15 protein-coding genes are annotated in these 15,203 nt (G+C 61.4%); 4 read left to right on the plus strand and 11 right to left on the minus strand.

The window, feature by feature from the left end:
- Positions 1-26 precede the first annotated feature (26 nt).
- A complete protein-coding gene (tal, locus tag AMC88_RS18960; RefSeq protein ID WP_004668751.1) occupies positions 27-992 on the minus strand; it encodes a transaldolase in 966 nt (321 codons plus the stop codon).
- Between the two features lie 422 nt (positions 993-1,414).
- Between tal and AMC88_RS18965 the strand changes: the two genes are divergently transcribed.
- Both AMC88_RS18965 and AMC88_RS18970 read left to right on the plus strand, forming a co-directional pair.
- The gene (locus AMC88_RS18965) at positions 1,415-2,392 is read left to right on the plus strand and encodes a sugar-binding transcriptional regulator (RefSeq protein WP_064825658.1); all 978 of its coding nucleotides are present in this window, start codon (positions 1,415-1,417) and stop codon (positions 2,390-2,392) included.
- A 4-nt stretch (positions 2,393-2,396) separates the two neighbouring features.
- On the plus strand, positions 2,397-2,912 hold the full coding sequence (locus AMC88_RS18970; protein ID WP_004668749.1) for a hypothetical protein: 516 nt from the start codon (positions 2,397-2,399) through the stop codon (positions 2,910-2,912).
- Between the two features lie 17 nt (positions 2,913-2,929).
- Here the strand turns inward: AMC88_RS18970 and AMC88_RS18975 are convergent, their stop codons facing one another.
- Together AMC88_RS18975 and AMC88_RS18980 are read right to left on the minus strand one after the other, a co-directional pair.
- Positions 2,930-3,802, minus strand: a complete 873-nt coding sequence (locus AMC88_RS18975; RefSeq protein ID WP_064825659.1) for a methylated-DNA--[protein]-cysteine S-methyltransferase — start codon at positions 3,800-3,802, stop codon at positions 2,930-2,932.
- Positions 3,803-3,882: 80 nt separating this feature from the next.
- Positions 3,883-4,380: a DUF2244 domain-containing protein gene (locus AMC88_RS18980; protein WP_064825660.1), complete on the minus strand. Its 498-nt coding sequence runs from the start codon at positions 4,378-4,380 to the stop codon at positions 3,883-3,885.
- Here AMC88_RS18980 and nth point away from each other — a divergent pair.
- The gene (gene nth, locus AMC88_RS18985; protein ID WP_170965709.1) at positions 4,379-5,185 is read left to right on the plus strand and encodes an endonuclease III; all 807 of its coding nucleotides are present in this window, start codon (positions 4,379-4,381) and stop codon (positions 5,183-5,185) included. The two genes, AMC88_RS18980 and nth, sit on opposite strands and share 2 nt — an antisense overlap.
- A 29-nt stretch (positions 5,186-5,214) precedes the next feature.
- Here the strand turns inward: nth and AMC88_RS18990 are convergent, their stop codons facing one another.
- On the minus strand, positions 5,215-5,928 hold the full coding sequence (locus tag AMC88_RS18990; protein ID WP_064825662.1) for a sulfate transporter family protein: 714 nt from the start codon (positions 5,926-5,928) through the stop codon (positions 5,215-5,217).
- A 235-nt stretch (positions 5,929-6,163) separates the two neighbouring features.
- Here AMC88_RS18990 and AMC88_RS18995 point away from each other — a divergent pair, with 235 nt between their 5' ends.
- Complete coding sequence (locus tag AMC88_RS18995; protein WP_012485297.1) at positions 6,164-7,018, plus strand: MurR/RpiR family transcriptional regulator; 855 nt, start codon at positions 6,164-6,166, stop codon at positions 7,016-7,018.
- Between the two features lie 22 nt (positions 7,019-7,040).
- Here the strand turns inward: AMC88_RS18995 and AMC88_RS19000 are convergent, their stop codons facing one another.
- The 7 genes from AMC88_RS19000 to AMC88_RS19030 form a co-directional block, all read right to left on the minus strand.
- Positions 7,041-8,624, minus strand: coding sequence for an FGGY-family carbohydrate kinase (locus AMC88_RS19000; RefSeq protein WP_064825663.1), 1,584 nt, complete (start codon positions 8,622-8,624; stop codon positions 7,041-7,043).
- Positions 8,624-9,313: an HAD family hydrolase gene (locus AMC88_RS19005; RefSeq protein WP_012485299.1), complete on the minus strand. Its 690-nt coding sequence runs from the start codon at positions 9,311-9,313 to the stop codon at positions 8,624-8,626. Before AMC88_RS19005 ends, AMC88_RS19000 begins: the two co-directional genes overlap by 1 nt.
- An 89-nt stretch (positions 9,314-9,402) precedes the next feature.
- Positions 9,403-10,884, minus strand: coding sequence for a mannitol dehydrogenase family protein (locus tag AMC88_RS19010; RefSeq protein WP_012485300.1), 1,482 nt, complete (start codon positions 10,882-10,884; stop codon positions 9,403-9,405).
- A gap of 83 nt (positions 10,885-10,967) precedes the next feature.
- Positions 10,968-11,966 carry an ABC transporter ATP-binding protein gene (locus tag AMC88_RS19015; protein ID WP_004668737.1) on the minus strand — a complete coding sequence of 333 codons (999 nt, stop codon included), beginning with the start codon at positions 11,964-11,966 and terminating at the stop codon, positions 10,968-10,970.
- A 16-nt stretch (positions 11,967-11,982) separates the two neighbouring features.
- A complete protein-coding gene (locus AMC88_RS19020; protein ID WP_004668736.1) occupies positions 11,983-12,813 on the minus strand; it encodes a carbohydrate ABC transporter permease in 831 nt (276 codons plus the stop codon).
- Position 12,814: 1 nt separating this feature from the next.
- Entirely contained in the window at positions 12,815-13,687 is an 873-nt protein-coding gene (locus AMC88_RS19025) for a carbohydrate ABC transporter permease (RefSeq protein ID WP_004668735.1), read from the minus strand.
- 134 nt (positions 13,688-13,821) lie between these two features.
- Positions 13,822-15,132: an ABC transporter substrate-binding protein gene (locus tag AMC88_RS19030; RefSeq protein WP_037112991.1), complete on the minus strand. Its 1,311-nt coding sequence runs from the start codon at positions 15,130-15,132 to the stop codon at positions 13,822-13,824.
- Positions 15,133-15,203 lie beyond the last annotated feature (71 nt).

Genomic DNA, 15,203 nt, shown 5'->3' on the forward strand with positions numbered 1-15,203 from the left:
CGCCTCCAATTGTTTGCACAGCTCGATCAGGCGGCGGCGAGCTGCAGTTCCTTCTGCACCATGGTGCGCAGCGTCGTCAGGTCCTTGGCGAAGGCACGGATGCCTTCGGCGAGCTTTTCCGTCGCCATCGCGTCTTCGTTCATCATCCAGCGGAAGGTCTTCTCGTCGACCGAAACCTTGGCGTCGGGCTTGCGGCTCTCCGGGGAGAGCTTGCGCTCCAGCTTGCCTTCATCCTTGGCAAGCTCATCGAGCAGGGCCGGGCTGATGGTCAGCCGGTCGCAGCCGGCAAGGGCCTCGATTTCGCCGGCATTGCGGAAGGAGGCGCCCATGACGATCGTCTTGATGTCGTTCGCCTTGTAGTAGTTGTAGATATCACGGACGGAGATGACGCCCGGATCCTCCTCGGCGGTGTAATCCTTGCCGGTTGACTTCTTGTACCAGTCGAGAATGCGGCCGACGAAAGGCGAGATCAGGAACACCTTGGCATCGGCGCAGGCGATCGCCTGGGCCTTGCTGAAGAGCAGCGTCAGGTTGCAGTCGATGCCTTCCTTCTGCAGCACTTCGGCGGCGCGGATGCCCTCCCAGGTGGAAGCGAGCTTGATGAGAATGCGGTCCCGTTCGATGCCGCGATCCTTATAGGCGGCAATGATCGAGCGCGCCTTGGCAAGTGAAGCCTCGGTGTCGAAAGACAGGTCGGCATCGACCTCGGTCGAGACGCGGCCGGGGACGAGCTTCACCAGTGCAGCGCCGACGGAAATGGCCAGGCGATCAGCGACGGCGGAGGAGACGGCTTCAGGATTGCCGCCCTGCGTCTTGCCCCAGGCGACGGCTTCCTTGATGGCGTCGGCGAACATCGGCGTGCCGAGCGCCTTCAGCACGATGCTCGGGTTCGTCGTGCAATCGACCGGTTTCAGGCGAGCGACAGCCTCGATGTCGCCGGTATCGGCGACAACGGTAGTAATCTCGCGGAGTTGGTCAAGCTTGGATGTCATGGTCAATAATCCTTGTTGAACTTGGGCTGTGACCGGCGCGAGTTCCGCCCGGCAAAGGTGATCTAGCGACAGGTTGTCTGCTTGCTGCAGGCGAAAATGCGCATGCCCGTCACGGATGATTCATAAACGTGAAGGACAGTGGCCATGTTCCCGCGGGCAAACCGCACGCCGAACGCAGGCGATGTCGCCTGCGGCTGGAAGGCCGGTCGTGACTTTCGGCATGCCCGCACTATGTCCTCCTCGGACGGACAGAACGATTTCGTGTCGCCCGGACTATCGCCATTCGCCCGAGGAAAAGTCAAGGACATTTGTGAATTTCAATTGACATAAGTGTCACGCCCGTCATTATTCCGGCAACAAACGCGCCGTGACAGCCGTTCATCCCAAAAGGGATTTAGGGCAGGAATTCGGCTGGAGGAGATGTGGTCAAGCTCAAACGCGGCACGCACACCGCCTATTCCGAGGCATCGTCGCTGCGGCTGCGCGCCGCATGGCTCTATTACAATGAGGGCCTGACCCAGAAGGATGTCGCCGAACAGCTCGGCATCAGCCGCACCACCGTCATCCGCCTGCTCGACGAGGCGATGAAACGTAGCGAAGTCCAGATCTGGATCAACGATTCGATCGGCGATTGCGTCGAACTCGCGGTGAAGCTGGAGCGCGCCTACGGTCTCGACGAGGCGATCGTCGTGCCGTCATCGGTCCATGGCGATGTCGATTCGCTGGCAAAGAATGTCGGCCTGGCGCTTGGCCAGTTCCTTTCCGAAGCCATTCCGGACGACTATACGATCGGCGTCGGTTGGGGCCGCACCATGACCGCCTCGCTGTCGAGCTTCCGGCCGCCGCGCCGGAGCAATTGCAAGGTCGTCTCGCTGCTCGGCGGCATCGTCGCCGTGCACCAGACGAACCCGATCGACTATACATGGCGGCTGGCAAATCAGCTCGGCGCCGAATGCTACATGTTCCTGGCGCCGCTTCTCGTCGATTCCATCGAGACCAAGCGCAATCTGATCGAAAAATGCGGGCTGGACACGATCTATCGTCTCGCCGAGAATCTCGATCTGGCGATCGTCAGCTGCGGCGATATCGGCCCGCACTCCACCTCGCTGTCGGAAGGCTGGATCTCGAAGGCCGAACTGCAGGAACTGATCGACGCCGGCTGCGTCTGCGACACCATGTTCAACTTCCTCGACAAGGACGGCAACTCGGTCGACCACTCGATCAATCGCCGGGTGATGTCCGTCGATCTCGACACGCTGAAGGAGGCCAAACACATCGTGCTCTCCTCCGGCGGCGCCCACAGAGCCATCGCCATCCGCGCCACGATCAAGCGCATCGGCTGCAACACGCTGATCACCGACGAGGGCGCCGCGCGGGCGCTGCTCGAACTGGCGGAATGAAATTATGCTTTCACTCGATAGCCGGCGCTGGAGCGAATTACGACATTGCTATGGCCCAGCAGCAAATACGCCTGAGCTGCTGAAAGCCCTCGAACGATCTGCAGGTCCAACGGCGGCGGGTGATGCAGAACCATGGTTCAGTCTATGGTCAAGCCTCTGCCATCAGGGCGATATCTACACCGCTTCATATGCGGCCGTTCCTCACATCGTCAGGATCGCGCTTACCACGGCCACCCCGATCGACTTTTCATTCTACCAATTGCCGGCATGCATCGAAGTGTCTCGAAAGGCCGGGCGCGGACCTGAAATACCGTCTGATCTGCAAGAAGCTTATCAGCAAGCGATTGCATCCCTGACCGAATGCGTCAGCATACATCGTCACGAAGCATGGAGCCGATCGACATTCCTGTCGGCAAGCGCCGCCCAGGCAATCGCCAAAGGGCATATCGATATCGCCGAGGCCATATTGAATCTGGACGACGATATCATCGTCCGGATCAACAATTTCGATTTCGACTAGCTAAAGCCGCAGGATTCTCAGGCGTGCGCCGATTCCCAGCCGAGCATCGCCCGCTTGCGGGTGAGGCCCCAGTGGTAGCCTGTCAGCGCGCCGTTCTTGCCGAGCGCCCGGTGGCAGGGCACCACGAAGGAGATCGGATTTGCGCCGACCGCCGCACCCACGGCGCGCTGCGCCGTCGGCCGCCCGATATCATTGGCGATATCGGAATAGGTGACAGCCTTGCCGAACGGGATTTTCAGCAGGCTCTCCCAGACGCGCACCTGGAAATCCGTTCCGATCAGCACAACGCGCAGCGGCTGATCGGAAGACCATTTGCCGGGCTCGAAGATACGGGCGGCGTAAGGAACCGTCGCCTGCAGGTCCTCGATGTAACAGGCGTTCGGCCAACGGCAGGTCATGTCCTCGAGGCAGGCCCGCTCGTCGCCGGAATCGCTGAAGGCAAGGCCGGCAAGGCCGCGATCGGTCACCATGATCAGCGCCACGCCGAAGGGGCAGATGTGGAAGCCGTAGCGGATCGTGAGACCTCCGCCCCTGGCTTTCCATTCGCCCGGCGACATCGCCTCATGGGTGACGAAGAGATCATGCAGGCGGCTTGGCCCGGAGAGGCCGACCTCGATCGAGGTTTCCAGCAACGGCATGTCTTCCTTGCGCAGCAGCCGCTTGGCGTGATCGAGCGTCACCGCCTGCAGGAAGCCCTTGGGCGAGAGACCGGCCCAGCGCGTGAAGGTCTTCTGGAGCTGCGTCGGCGACTGATTGAGCCGCGCCGCGATCGCCTCCAGCGAAGGCTGATCGCGGTAATCCTCGGTGATGAGTTCGATCACCCGACGGACGATATCATAATCAGGGCCGTCAGGCGTGATGTCTGTCTGCAGGTTCGCAATCATATCCATCGTCTTTCTCCTTGTCACAAGGAGATAATCAATAGGCCTCGGCCAAACCACCCGATTCTTGCGGCACGCGCCCGATCCGTTCAGATGCGCTGCTTGACGGTCGCGAGCGCCCCCTTGAAGGCCTTGGCGAAGCTTTCGCGATCATCGGGGTTGAGGAAGGAGCCGATATCCGTGCGCCGGCCCTCGCCGAAAATATGCATGGAGAGAATGCCGATCTCCTGATGCCGGCGGACGAGGAAGCGCGTCCAGAACGGATTGAAATGATGCTCCACCATCCGCCCGGAAGGCGCAAACTTGCGCACCGATACGTCGGTGCGCGAGACCGTGATCTCCTCGCGCGCCCGTCCGGAGCGGTAGTTCAGCCAGAAGGCGCCGTAGAGCAGTGCGAAATCCAGCCCGAAGAAAAACCCGATCGGCCAGGCACCTGTAGCGATGAAGAACATCCCATAGAGGAAGCAGACGGCGCCGGACAGGATCAGCAGCACCTTGAAGCCCCGGCGGCCGAGCGACCGGTGGGGAAAGAGCGCGGCGGCGAAAACAGGCTGCTCGTTGAAACTGTCGGCGTTGCTTTCCGTCATGGGCGTTGAGTATAGATTCTCCATGGCGAATCCGAAACTCAAATCCATTACCAGACCGTCGCAAAAATCGAATGTGATCGCCCGCCGCAAGCCGGCGGCGGCAGTGAAGACCGCCTATTCGCTGGCCGAGCGTGAGGAAATCTTCCGACGTTTCTCGGTGCAGCGGCCGGAACCGAGGGGCGAGCTCGAACATACCAATCCTTTCACGCTCGTCGTCGCCGTCGCGCTGTCGGCGCAGGCGACCGATGTCGGCGTCAACAAGGCGACACGCGCCCTCTTCAAGGTCGCCGACACACCGGAAAAGATGCTCGATCTCGGCGAGGAGCGGCTGCGCGACTATATCAGGACGATCGGCCTCTATCGCAACAAGGCGAAAAACGTCATCGCGCTCTCGCAGATGCTGGTCGACGAGTTCGGCGGCAAGGTGCCCGAGACACGCGACGAGCTGGTGAAGCTGCCGGGGGTCGGCCGCAAGACCGCCAATGTCGTGCTGTCCATGGCCTTCGGACAGGCGACGATGGCCGTCGACACGCATATTTTCCGCGTCGCCAACCGCATCCGGCTTGCCCCCGGCAAGACGCCTGACGAAGTCGAGGCGCGGCTGATGAAGGTGATCCCGGAACATTACCTCTACCACGCCCATCACTGGCTGATCCTGCACGGGCGCTATACCTGCAAGGCGCGCCGTCCCGAATGTGAGCGTTGTGTCATCGCCGATCTCTGCAAATCGCCGGAAAAGAGCTGGGATGTGCCGGCGCCGCTCGTCGAACTGCCGCCGCAGGTGATCGGCGAGGCCGTCGAATAGAGCGGCTGTCCGCCCTGCCCGTCTGAACCTCAGGCGCGAGAACCGATGTCGCGTGCGGAAATCAGCTTGTGCAGATGCACCATCATGCCGGCGGCAAAAAGCGGCGTCAGCAGATTGACGATGGGGATCATCAGAAACAGCGCGATCACCAGCCCGCCGAGAAAGACGGTCGGCGCATGTTTGGCCCGGAAGAGTCGCGCGTCCTGCGGCGGACGGAAGCGCATGGCGGCGAACTCGAAGAATTCCCGTCCAAGGAGATAGCCGTTCACCAGAAAGAAGGCGACCAGATTGACCCCGGGGATAAACAGCAGCAGCAAGGCGACGATATTGCCGAGGATCACCACGCCGAGAAACTTGATCGAGCTTGCCATGGCAGGGCCGAGCGGCATGGCGGCGCCGGGGACGGCGCCGGGATAATCGCGCTTCTCGATGACATCGGCGACATCGTCGAGAAACAGACCGGCGATCAGCGCCGTTACCGGCGACAATAGCAGCGCCAGCATGAGCGCAAGGCCGATACCGGCAAGGATCGCGAAGATCAGCGCAAACCACCCCGCCCAGCCCGGCATATCGGGAAAGAAGCTTGTCAGCCAGGGAAAGAGGAAGGCCATGAAGGCCCCACGCAATGCAAACCAGAGACCGACCAGCACCAGAATCGTCAGGCCGAGCACTTTCCAGAAGACCGACCGCGTTTCCGGCGCGAACAGGTTGGCGAGCGATAGTCGAGCGGCGTCAAGGATCATTTCTTCAGCGTCTCCAGTTGCGCAGAAGATGTAGGAAAGGGCAATGCCACCGGCAAGAGAGAATAAAATTGCAGGCTGTAATAGAAACTTGTCGCAATATAAGTGCTAATATAATATTATGGCCGATAGAATTAAACATGGGCCTGAGAAGCAGCTTCCGACAATAGTTGCAAAGACAAGGGATCGCAATAGCGCATCCACGGAACGCCTCTGAGGGAATACGGGGGAGGCTGATGTGGAAGATTTTGTGCACAAACTCAGGCAATACGTTAAAAGCGGCACGCCGGCCGAGCGCCGTATCGCGAAATATTTCTCCGAACACCTGAATGACCTGCCGTTCGAGACGGCCGCCTCGGTTGCCGACCGGCTGGATCTGTCCCCCATGACCGTCGGCCGCTTCCTGCGCGCGCTCGGATACCAGGGCCTGGACAGCGTCAAAGTGGAGATCCGCGAGACCGTGACGACGTCGCCGGCGCAGTTGCAGAGCGCCATGAGTGAACTGCATGCGGATGCTGCGGAAGGCAAACCGCTCGCCGTGCTGGTCGCCGAACAGATCCAGGCGCTTCATCATATCTATCATCTAACGGCGCAACCGCACTGGTCCGAAGCTGTCAGCCTGATCAGCACCGCCCGCGAAGTGTCGATCGCCACCCACGCGCGGCTTGCAAGCCTCGCCCATCATTTCTGCCAGCGGTTGACGCAGGCCCGCGACGGCGTTCACACGCTCGACAGCGCCGACAACCGTTTTGCAGACCTCTTTGCCCGACCAGCGGTCGATGACGCGCTGCTCGTCATCATCGACTGTCGTCGCTTTGCCAAGGCGCGCCTGCTTGCCAGAACCGCGCGTCGCTACGGCTACAAGGTGGTCCTCATTTCACCGCAGCAGGCCGATTGGATGGCGGATCAGTCGAACGTCATGCTGCCGCTGCCGCCCGCCCGCGCCCCCGATCTCGATAATCTTCCGCCGCTAATCGCGTTGCTCGATTGCCTGTCGGAGTCGGTCATCCTCGACGTCGGGGAAGAGGCAGCACTTCGCCGCCGCCGCATGCTGGAATTCGCAACCGTCCTCGGCGAGACGGCCAACCACTGAGCGATTCCAGGGAAGCTCCTGCTTAATGCATCGCTTCCAGCTCGGCGCGATGTCGATACATTGCCAGAAGGCGGCGATAATCGCGGTCGTAGAGAGCCTGCTTCGCCCTGTTGGGCAGCCGTTCCTCGCCGCCCGGATACATCGCCTCGCCGGCCGCCGCCAAATCCCGGTGCAAGCCGCAAGCGACCGATGCCGCGATCGCCGTGCCGAGCAGCACCGCCTCATTCATCTTCGGCACCACGAGCTTGCAGCCGGTGGCATCGCTATAAAGTTCCATCAGCACCGGGTTTTTCACATGCCCGCCGGCGATGTGCAGCGTATCCGGCACGTAACCATAGTCCTTCATCTTCTCCAGGATATGGCGAATGCCGAGCGCAATGGCCACCGCAGACCGCCAATAGAGTGCACAGAGTCCGTCGAAGGAGGTATCAAGCGTCAGCCCGCTGATGGCGCCGACCGCATGCGGATCGGCGCGCGGTGAACGATTGCCGTGAAAATCCGGCAGCACGAAGATGCGCTCGCCGAAAGCATCGCCTTCCTCGGCCCGCAATTCGGCAATGCGCGCGACGATCCTCTGATGCAGCGCCGCCGTCGGCTGGCCGCCGGCCGCATGCATGCGGACCATATGGTCGAGCAGCGCTCCGGTCGCCGATTGCCCGGCCTCCACCAGCCAGGATTGCGGGAAGACCACTTCGTAATAAGGACCCCACATGCCGTGGCTCGGTTTGCGGTCTTGCGAAAAGGCGACGATGCAGCTCGACGTGCCGGCGATCAGCGCCAGTTGATGCTCGCGTTTCACAGGATCGGCGGCATAACCGCCGAGTGCGCCGAGCGCGCCGGCATAGGCGTCGATCATCCCGGCCGAGACGTGGCAATCGGTGGTCAGCCCAAGGGCTTCCGCCGCCTCCGGTGTCAGCCGTCCGACGCTGCCGCCGACCGGCGTCGTCTCATCGGGCAGGCGGCCGCGCGCCTGAAGATCTTCGAGACCGATGCGCTGCAGGAAATCCTGCTGCCAGCCTCTTTCGAGATGGGCGAGATAGTTCCATTTTGCCGTCAGCGTGCATCGCGAGCGAGCGAGCGATCCGGTCGATTTCCATGTCATGAAATCGGCGAGATCAAAGAAGTACCCGGCCTTTTCCCATGTGGCGGGCAGCTTCTTTTTCAGCCACATCAGCTTCGGCATTTCCATTTCCGGCGACATCACGTGGCCGGAATGCTCGAGCACCCCGTGCTCCGTCGCCGTGCAGAAATCGGCTTCCTTCAGCGCCCGATGGTCGAGCCAGACGATCGTATCGAAACGCTGCTCGCCGCCGGTGGAAACGCTGATCTGCCGACCCTCGCCGTCGCGCACGACAAGCGAACAGGTGGCATCGAAACCAATCGCGCCGACCGAGGCGGCGGCAATAGCGGATTGCGCCATCGCCCCGCGCACCGCCGCGCAGGCGGCCGACCAGATGTCTTCCGAATCGTGCTCGGCGTGGTTTTCGCGCGGCCGGTTCATTGCGATCGGGTGCTCGGCCTTGGCGAGCAGACGGCCGGCGGCATCGAAGACACCGGCGCGCGCGCTGCCGGTGCCGACATCGACCGCAACCACATGATCACGCATCAAATCTTGGTCCCGTCCAGCTTATGGTTGCGGACAAGGTGTATCAAATCCGGCATGGCGTCAAACACGACTTCCGGCGAAAGCCGGTCGAGTTCGGCACGGTATCCAGCGAAATTCGCATGCGATCCGCCGGTGAAGGCAAAGACCGTCATACCCGCCGCCTTGGCGGCGGCAATACCGGCCGGACTGTCCTCGACGACGACGCAGGATCCGGGTTCGACTTGCATCTGGCGGGCCGCATGCAGGAAGAGATCGGGCGCCGGTTTACCGCGCTTGACCATCGTTGCGCTGAAGATGTCGGGCAATCTGCCCAGAAGGCCGGTAACGGAAAGCGACAGCCGGATTCGCTCCATCTGGCTGGACGAAGCGACGCAGCACGGAATGCCGAGCCGGTCGATCGTCGCGGCGATGCCGTCGATCGGCTTCAATTCGGTGCGGAAGCGAGCGTAGAGATCGGTGCGGATGCGCTCGAGGAATTCCTCGCTGGCATGGATGTTGAATTCGGTTTCCAGCGTAGAGATGAGCGTCGACAGGCTGCGGCCGAGAAAGCGCTCATAGGCCTGATCTTCGCTGATCGAGACGCCGAGATCGTTCATCGCGCCGACGAGGACGCTGATCGAGATCGGCTCGCTATCGACGAGCACACCGTCGCAATCGAAAATGACCAGCCGTGGTTCAGCATCAGCCATGAAAGACCCAATCTGAGTTCAATTCGCACGCACGTCCGCGCCGCCCGCAAGGGCGGATGGATCGCGGCGCGAATGCCGCCATCCGGTCCTTACACCGCAAGCTTGCCGTCGAGATAGAGTTGCAGCGTCTCTCGCGTGCCTTTTTCCCACAGGGTTTTGAGGGCATGGGCGAAACGCTTGCGGAAGAGTTCGGATTTTGCCACCTCGCCGAATATATCGTCGAAGACGAGGAAGGCGGCCGGATCGTCCTTTGCCTTCAGCGCCGCCGCATGCAGGCGCTCGGCGCTGGCGTCGTTGAAGACGATAGCCTTGCCGCTGTCGGTCTTGCCGGCGAAATAGCGGCACCACAGCGCCGAGACCAGCGCCAGGCCGACAACGTCTCTGCCCTGGCGAAGATTGTCGAGCGTCGACGGCAGGATGAATTTCGGCTGGCGGTTCGAACCGTCCTGGGCCAAGCGCGGAATGGTGTCGGCAATCTTCGGATTGAGCAGGCGATGTTCGATCAGGGCGAAATAATCGGCGAGCGACGTGTTCGGCACCGGCGGCACGATCGGAATGATTTCGTCTTTCTCGAGCTTGGCCAGGAAGGCGCGAATCAACGGGTCTTCCATGGAGTCATGAACGAAGTGAATATCCATCAGCGCCGCCGGATAGGCGATCGCCGCATGTCCGCCGTTGAGGATGCGGATCTTCATATGCTCATAAGGGGTGACATCGGGCACGAAGGTGACGCCGACCTTTTCCAGCGCCGGACGGCCGGCGGTGAACTTGTCCTCGAGCACCCACTGCTTGAATTCCTCGCAATAGACCGGCCAGTTGTCTTCGATGTCGAAATTGTCCCTGAGGAAATCGATTTCCCGCTGGCCGGTCGCCGGCGTGATGCGGTCGACCATCGCATTCGGGAAGGCGACATTCGTCCGGATCCAATCGGCAAAGGCGGGATCAGAAAGTGCCGCCGTGCCGACCACGGCATTGGCGGTGACGATGCCGTTATGGGGAATGTTGTCACAGGACATGACAGTGAAGGCACCAATGCCCTTTTCCCTACGTGCCTTCAGGCCGGCGACGATCAGGCCGAAGACCGTCTTCGGCGCATCGGGATTGTTCCCGTCGGCCGCGATATCAGGATGGGCAGGATTGAATGTGCCCGATGCATCGATGAAGTAACCCCCCTCGGTGATCGTCAGCGAGACGATGCGGATCTCGGGATCGGCAAGCCTGGCGATGATCGCGGCGGCATCGCCGACCGGCAGGATGTCGATCATCGGCGCAGTGACGCGCGCCGCGGTCCTGTTGTTGTCCTGCTCGACCACGGTTGTCAGGAAGTCCTGGCCCGCGAGCTTCTCACGCATGGCGGCATCGGACGGCAGAACACCCGCGCCAACAATCGCCCAGTCGTGATCCGTGCCCGCGTTGAAGAGATCGTCGAGATAAATCGCCTGGTGGGCGCGGTGGAAATTGCCGACGCCGAAGTGCACGATCCCGGCTTTCAGCGACGCCCTGTCATATGCGGGGATGGCGGCAGTGCGCGCCGCGTCCGGAAGCGTTGCCAGCGATAGTTTGCACGTCATGTTCCAGTCCTCTTGAAGGTCTTGCCCAAACGGCCGGGCGCCATCGCCCGGCTCGCATGCCTGCCCCCAGCCGGCCGCCTGCCTCAGATGGCAAGGCCGCCCTCGTTGAATTTGTGAATGCGCGAACGGTCCGGCGTCAGGTAGACGGTATCGCCCGCCTTGGCGGCAAAATCGCCGCTGCCACGCGCCGTCACCATGCCAATGCCCTCGATATCGATATGCAGGAAGGTATCGGAGCCGAGATGCTCGGCGACCACGACCCTGCCCTTCCAGTCGCCGCTCTCCATCGACAGCAGGATATGTTCTGGGCGGATGCCGATCGTATGCGCGCCGAGCTCGGCCGCGTTCTGGCCCTTGATGAAATTCATCTTCGGCGAGCCGATGAAGCCGGCGACGAAAAGGTTGCGCGGGCGGCTGTAAAGCTCGAGCGGCGAGCCGACCTGCTCGATATTGCCCCTGTTCAAGACGACGATCTTATCGGCCATGGTCATGGCCTCGACCTGGTCGTGGGTAACGTAGATCATCGTCGTCTTCAGCTGCTGATGCAGTTCGCTGATTTCGAGGCGCATGTTGACGCGCAGCGCCGCATCGAGGTTCGACAAGGGTTCGTCGAAGAGGAAGGCCGAAGGCTGGCGCACGATGGCGCGGCCGATCGCGACGCGCTGGCGCTGACCGCCGGAAAGCTGGCGCGGCTTGCGCTCCAGATAGTCGGTAAGATTGAGCACGCGGGCGGCATCCGCCACCTTGCGGTCGATCTCCGCCTTGTCGACGCCCGCCATTTTCAGCGGAAAGGCGATGTTATTGCGCACGCTCATATGCGGGTAGAGCGCGTAGGACTGGAATACCATGGCAAGGCCGCGCTCCGACGGCGCCTTTTCGGTGGCGTCCCTGCCGTCGATGACGATCTTGCCGCCGGAGACGTCCTCGAGACCGGCGATCAATCTCAGCAGCGTGGACTTGCCGCAGCCCGACGGGCCGACGAAGACGACGAATTCGCCGTCCCTGATGTCGAGATCGATCGAGGGGATGACCTTGGCTTCGCCGAAGACCTTGGAAACCTTCTGAAGGGTAATGCTGCCCATGTTTGTCTCCCTTTTCTTATTTCACTGCGCCGAAGGTCAGGCCGCGGACGAGTTGTTTCTGGCTGAACCAGCCGAGGATCAGGATCGGCGCGATCGCCATCGTCGATGCCGCCGAGAGCTTGGCGTAGAACAGGCCTTCCGGGCTGGAATAGGAGGCGATGAAGGCGGTCAGCGGCGCCGCCTTGGAGGCGGTGAGGTTGAGCGTCCAGAAAGCCTCGTTCCAGGCAAGGATGATGTTGAGAAGCAGTGTCGAGGCGATGCCGGGCACCGCCATCGGCGTCAGCACGTAGACGATCTCCTTCATCAGCGACGCCCCGTCCATGCGGGCCGCCTCGAGGATCTCGCCGGGGATTTCCTTGAAATAGGTGTAGAGCATCCAGACTATGATCGGCAGATTGATCAGCGTCAGCACGATCACCAGCCCGATACGTGTGTCGAGCAGGCCCGAATTGCGGAACATCAGATAGATCGGGATCAGCGCGCCCACAGGCGGCATCATCTTGGTCGAGAGCATCCACATCAGCACGTCCTTGGTCCGCTTGGTCGGCGAAAACGCCATCGCCCAGGCGGCCGGGATCGCGATAATCAGGCCGATCAGCGTCGAGCCGAAGGATATGATCACCGAGTTCATGAAGTGACTGAGATAGTTCGACCGGCTCTGCACCTCAGCATAGTTCTCCGTCGTCCAGTGGAAGAACAGGAACTGCGGCGGCGAGGCGATGGCGTCGGCTTCCGACTTGAAGCTCGTCAGGAAGGTCCACAGGATCGGGAAGAAGATCAGGATGCCGAGCGTCCAAGCAATCGCGGTGACGATGACCTTGTGCTGCGTTGTGACTTTTCTGGCCATCTCAAGCCTCCAGATTCTTGCCGACGAGGCGCACGAGGAAGATCGCGACGATATTGGCAAGCACGACCGCGACGATGCCGCCCGCCGAAGCGCCGCCGATATCGAACTGCAAGAGCGCCTGCGCATAGACGAGATAGGTGAGGTTGGTGCTGTCGGTGCCGGGTCCGCCATTGGTGGTGACAAGGATTTCGGCGAAGACCGAAAGCAGGAAGATCGTCTGAATCAGGATCACCACGGTGATGGCGCGGGCCATATGCGGCAGGATGATATAGATGAATTTTGAGATCGCCCCGGCGCCGTCCATTTCGGCCGCCTCCTTCTGTTCCTCGTCGAGAGACTGCAGCGCGGTCAGCATGATGAGGGTGGCGAAGGGCAGCCACTGCCAGGCGACGATGAGAATGACTGAGAACAGCGGCGCATTCGCCAGCCAGTCGATCGGCTGCAGGCCGAGCGCCTTGGCAAGATGGGCGAAGAGGCCGTTGACCGGATTCATGAACATATTCTTCCAGACCAGTGCTGCCACCGTCGGCATGACGAAGAACGGCGCAATGACAAGGATGCGAACGATGCCTTGTCCGTACATCGGCTGGTCGAGCAGCAGCGCGAAGGCGATGCCGCCGATAACGGTGATGACAAGAACGCCGGCGACGAGCAGCAGCGTATTGAGCAGCGCCGCGATAAAGGCCGGATCGGACAGGAAATATTCGTAGTTCAGCAGACCGACGAAGCTCTCCATGCCGGGGCTGAGCAGATTGTAGTTCAGCGTCGAGAAATAGATCGTCATCGCAAGCGGAACGATCATCCACGCAAAGAGGAGCAGCACGGAGGGCGCAATCATCAGGCGCGCTGCGGAGCGAGTGTGCAAGGTTGCCATGGCAATCACCGATCTGGTCTGACGCGGGGAGCGGCCGCAGGAAGCTTTGTCTGGAAAAGAGGCCGCCGATGCGGTTCGGGCGATCGGCGGCCAGAGGGGCGGATTGTCAAGGATCCGCCTCTTCTCAGGAGGTTTTACTTAATGTAGCCGGCCTTGGTCATTTCCCGGGTTGCCAGTTGCTGTGCGCTCTTCAACGCCTGATCGACCGAAATCTGGCCCGCAAGTGCTGCCGAGAACTGCTGGCCTACAGCCGTGCCGATGCCCTGGAATTCCGGGATCGCCACGAACTGAACGCCGACGTAGGGGACCGGCTTGACGGTCGGCTTGGTCGGATCGGCCGAGTTGATCGAGTCGAGCGTCATCTTGGCGAACGAAGCCGCCTTCTGGTAGTCCGCATTCGCATAGAGCGACTTGCGGGTGCCCGGAGGTGCGTTCAGCCAGCCTTCCTTCTCGGCGACGAGATTGCTGTATTCCTTGCTCGTCGCCCAGGCGACGAACTTCTCGGCAGCTTCCGCCTTCTGCGTACCTGCCGGGACGGCGAGGCTCCAGGCCCAGAGCCAGTTGCCACGCTTGCCGAGGCCCTTGTCCGGGGCGAGCGCAAAGCCGACCTTGTCGGCGACCTGCGACTGCTTCGGATCGGCGACGAAGGAAGCGGCAACCGTTGCGTCGATCCACATGCCGCACTTGCCGGTCTGGAAGAGCGCCAGGTTTTCGTTGAAGCCGTTGGAGGAAGCGCCCGGAGGGCCGGCATCCTTCATCAGCTTGACATAGAAGTCCAACGTGTCCTTCCACTCGGGCTGATCGAACTGCGGCTTCCACTTCTCGTCGAACCAGCGCGCGCCGAAGGAGTTGGACATGGCTGTCAGGAACGCCATGTTCTCGCCCCAGCCGGCCTTTCCACGCAGGCAGATGCCGTAGATTTCCTTATCCTTGTTGGTGACCTTGCGGGCCGCGTCCGCGATGAAATCCCAGGTCGGGGCGTCGGGCATCTTTAGCCCGGCGGCGTCGAACAGGTCCTTGCGGTACATCACCATCGAGCTTTCGCCGTAGAATGGCGCCGCATAGAGCTTGCCGTCCACGGTCAGGCCGCTGCGGATCGCCGGCAGCAGGTCGTCGACGTCATAATTGGCGCCGAGATTGTCGAGCGGCAGCAGCCAGCCCTGTTTTGCCCAGATCGGAACCTCGTAGGTACCAATCGTCAGAACGTCGTACTGGCCGCCCTTGGTCGCGATGTCGGTCGTGACCTTCTGGCGCAGCACGTTCTCTTCGAGGGTGACCCATTCGAGGTCGATGCCGGGATTCTTCGCCTTGAAATCATCCGTCAGCTTCTGCATCCGGATCATGTCGCCGTTGTTGACGGTCGCGATTGTCAGCGTTTCGGCCGAAGCCATGCCGGCAAACGCCAGTGCTGAGCAGGCGCCCAGCAGAAAAGTTCTCAATGTCATATCTTCCTCCCAGAAGACGAGATGTGAGCATTCGCTTTGCTCATGGGCAATTACTCATCAAGCGGCAAAAA

Origin of the sequence: Rhizobium phaseoli, assembly GCF_001664385.1 — a bacterium.
Taxonomy (GTDB): domain Bacteria; phylum Pseudomonadota; class Alphaproteobacteria; order Rhizobiales; family Rhizobiaceae; genus Rhizobium; species Rhizobium phaseoli.

What these genes read in the sequence shown, in the direction of transcription:
- tal (WP_004668751.1), bottom strand. Translation starts at nt 992, where the DNA reads ATGACATCCAAGCTTGACCAACTCCGCGAGATTACTACCGTTGTCGCC.
- AMC88_RS18970 (WP_004668749.1), top strand. Translation starts at nt 2,397, where the DNA reads ATGCTTTCACTCGATAGCCGGCGCTGGAGCGAATTACGACATTGCTAT.
- AMC88_RS18975 (WP_064825659.1), bottom strand. Translation starts at nt 3,802, where the DNA reads ATGGATATGATTGCGAACCTGCAGACAGACATCACGCCTGACGGCCCT.
- nth (WP_170965709.1), top strand. Translation starts at nt 4,379, where the DNA reads ATGGGCGTTGAGTATAGATTCTCCATGGCGAATCCGAAACTCAAATCC.
- AMC88_RS18980 (WP_064825660.1), bottom strand. Translation starts at nt 4,380, where the DNA reads ATGACGGAAAGCAACGCCGACAGTTTCAACGAGCAGCCTGTTTTCGCC.
- AMC88_RS18990 (WP_064825662.1), bottom strand. Translation starts at nt 5,928, where the DNA reads ATGATCCTTGACGCCGCTCGACTATCGCTCGCCAACCTGTTCGCGCCG.
- AMC88_RS19000 (WP_064825663.1), bottom strand. Translation starts at nt 8,624, where the DNA reads ATGCGTGATCATGTGGTTGCGGTCGATGTCGGCACCGGCAGCGCGCGC.
- AMC88_RS19005 (WP_012485299.1), bottom strand. Translation starts at nt 9,313, where the DNA reads ATGGCTGATGCTGAACCACGGCTGGTCATTTTCGATTGCGACGGTGTG.
- AMC88_RS19010 (WP_012485300.1), bottom strand. Translation starts at nt 10,884, where the DNA reads ATGACGTGCAAACTATCGCTGGCAACGCTTCCGGACGCGGCGCGCACT.
- AMC88_RS19015 (WP_004668737.1), bottom strand. Translation starts at nt 11,966, where the DNA reads ATGGGCAGCATTACCCTTCAGAAGGTTTCCAAGGTCTTCGGCGAAGCC.
- AMC88_RS19020 (WP_004668736.1), bottom strand. Translation starts at nt 12,813, where the DNA reads ATGGCCAGAAAAGTCACAACGCAGCACAAGGTCATCGTCACCGCGATT.
- AMC88_RS19025 (WP_004668735.1), bottom strand. Translation starts at nt 13,687, where the DNA reads ATGGCAACCTTGCACACTCGCTCCGCAGCGCGCCTGATGATTGCGCCC.
- AMC88_RS19030 (WP_037112991.1), bottom strand. Translation starts at nt 15,132, where the DNA reads ATGACATTGAGAACTTTTCTGCTGGGCGCCTGCTCAGCACTGGCGTTT.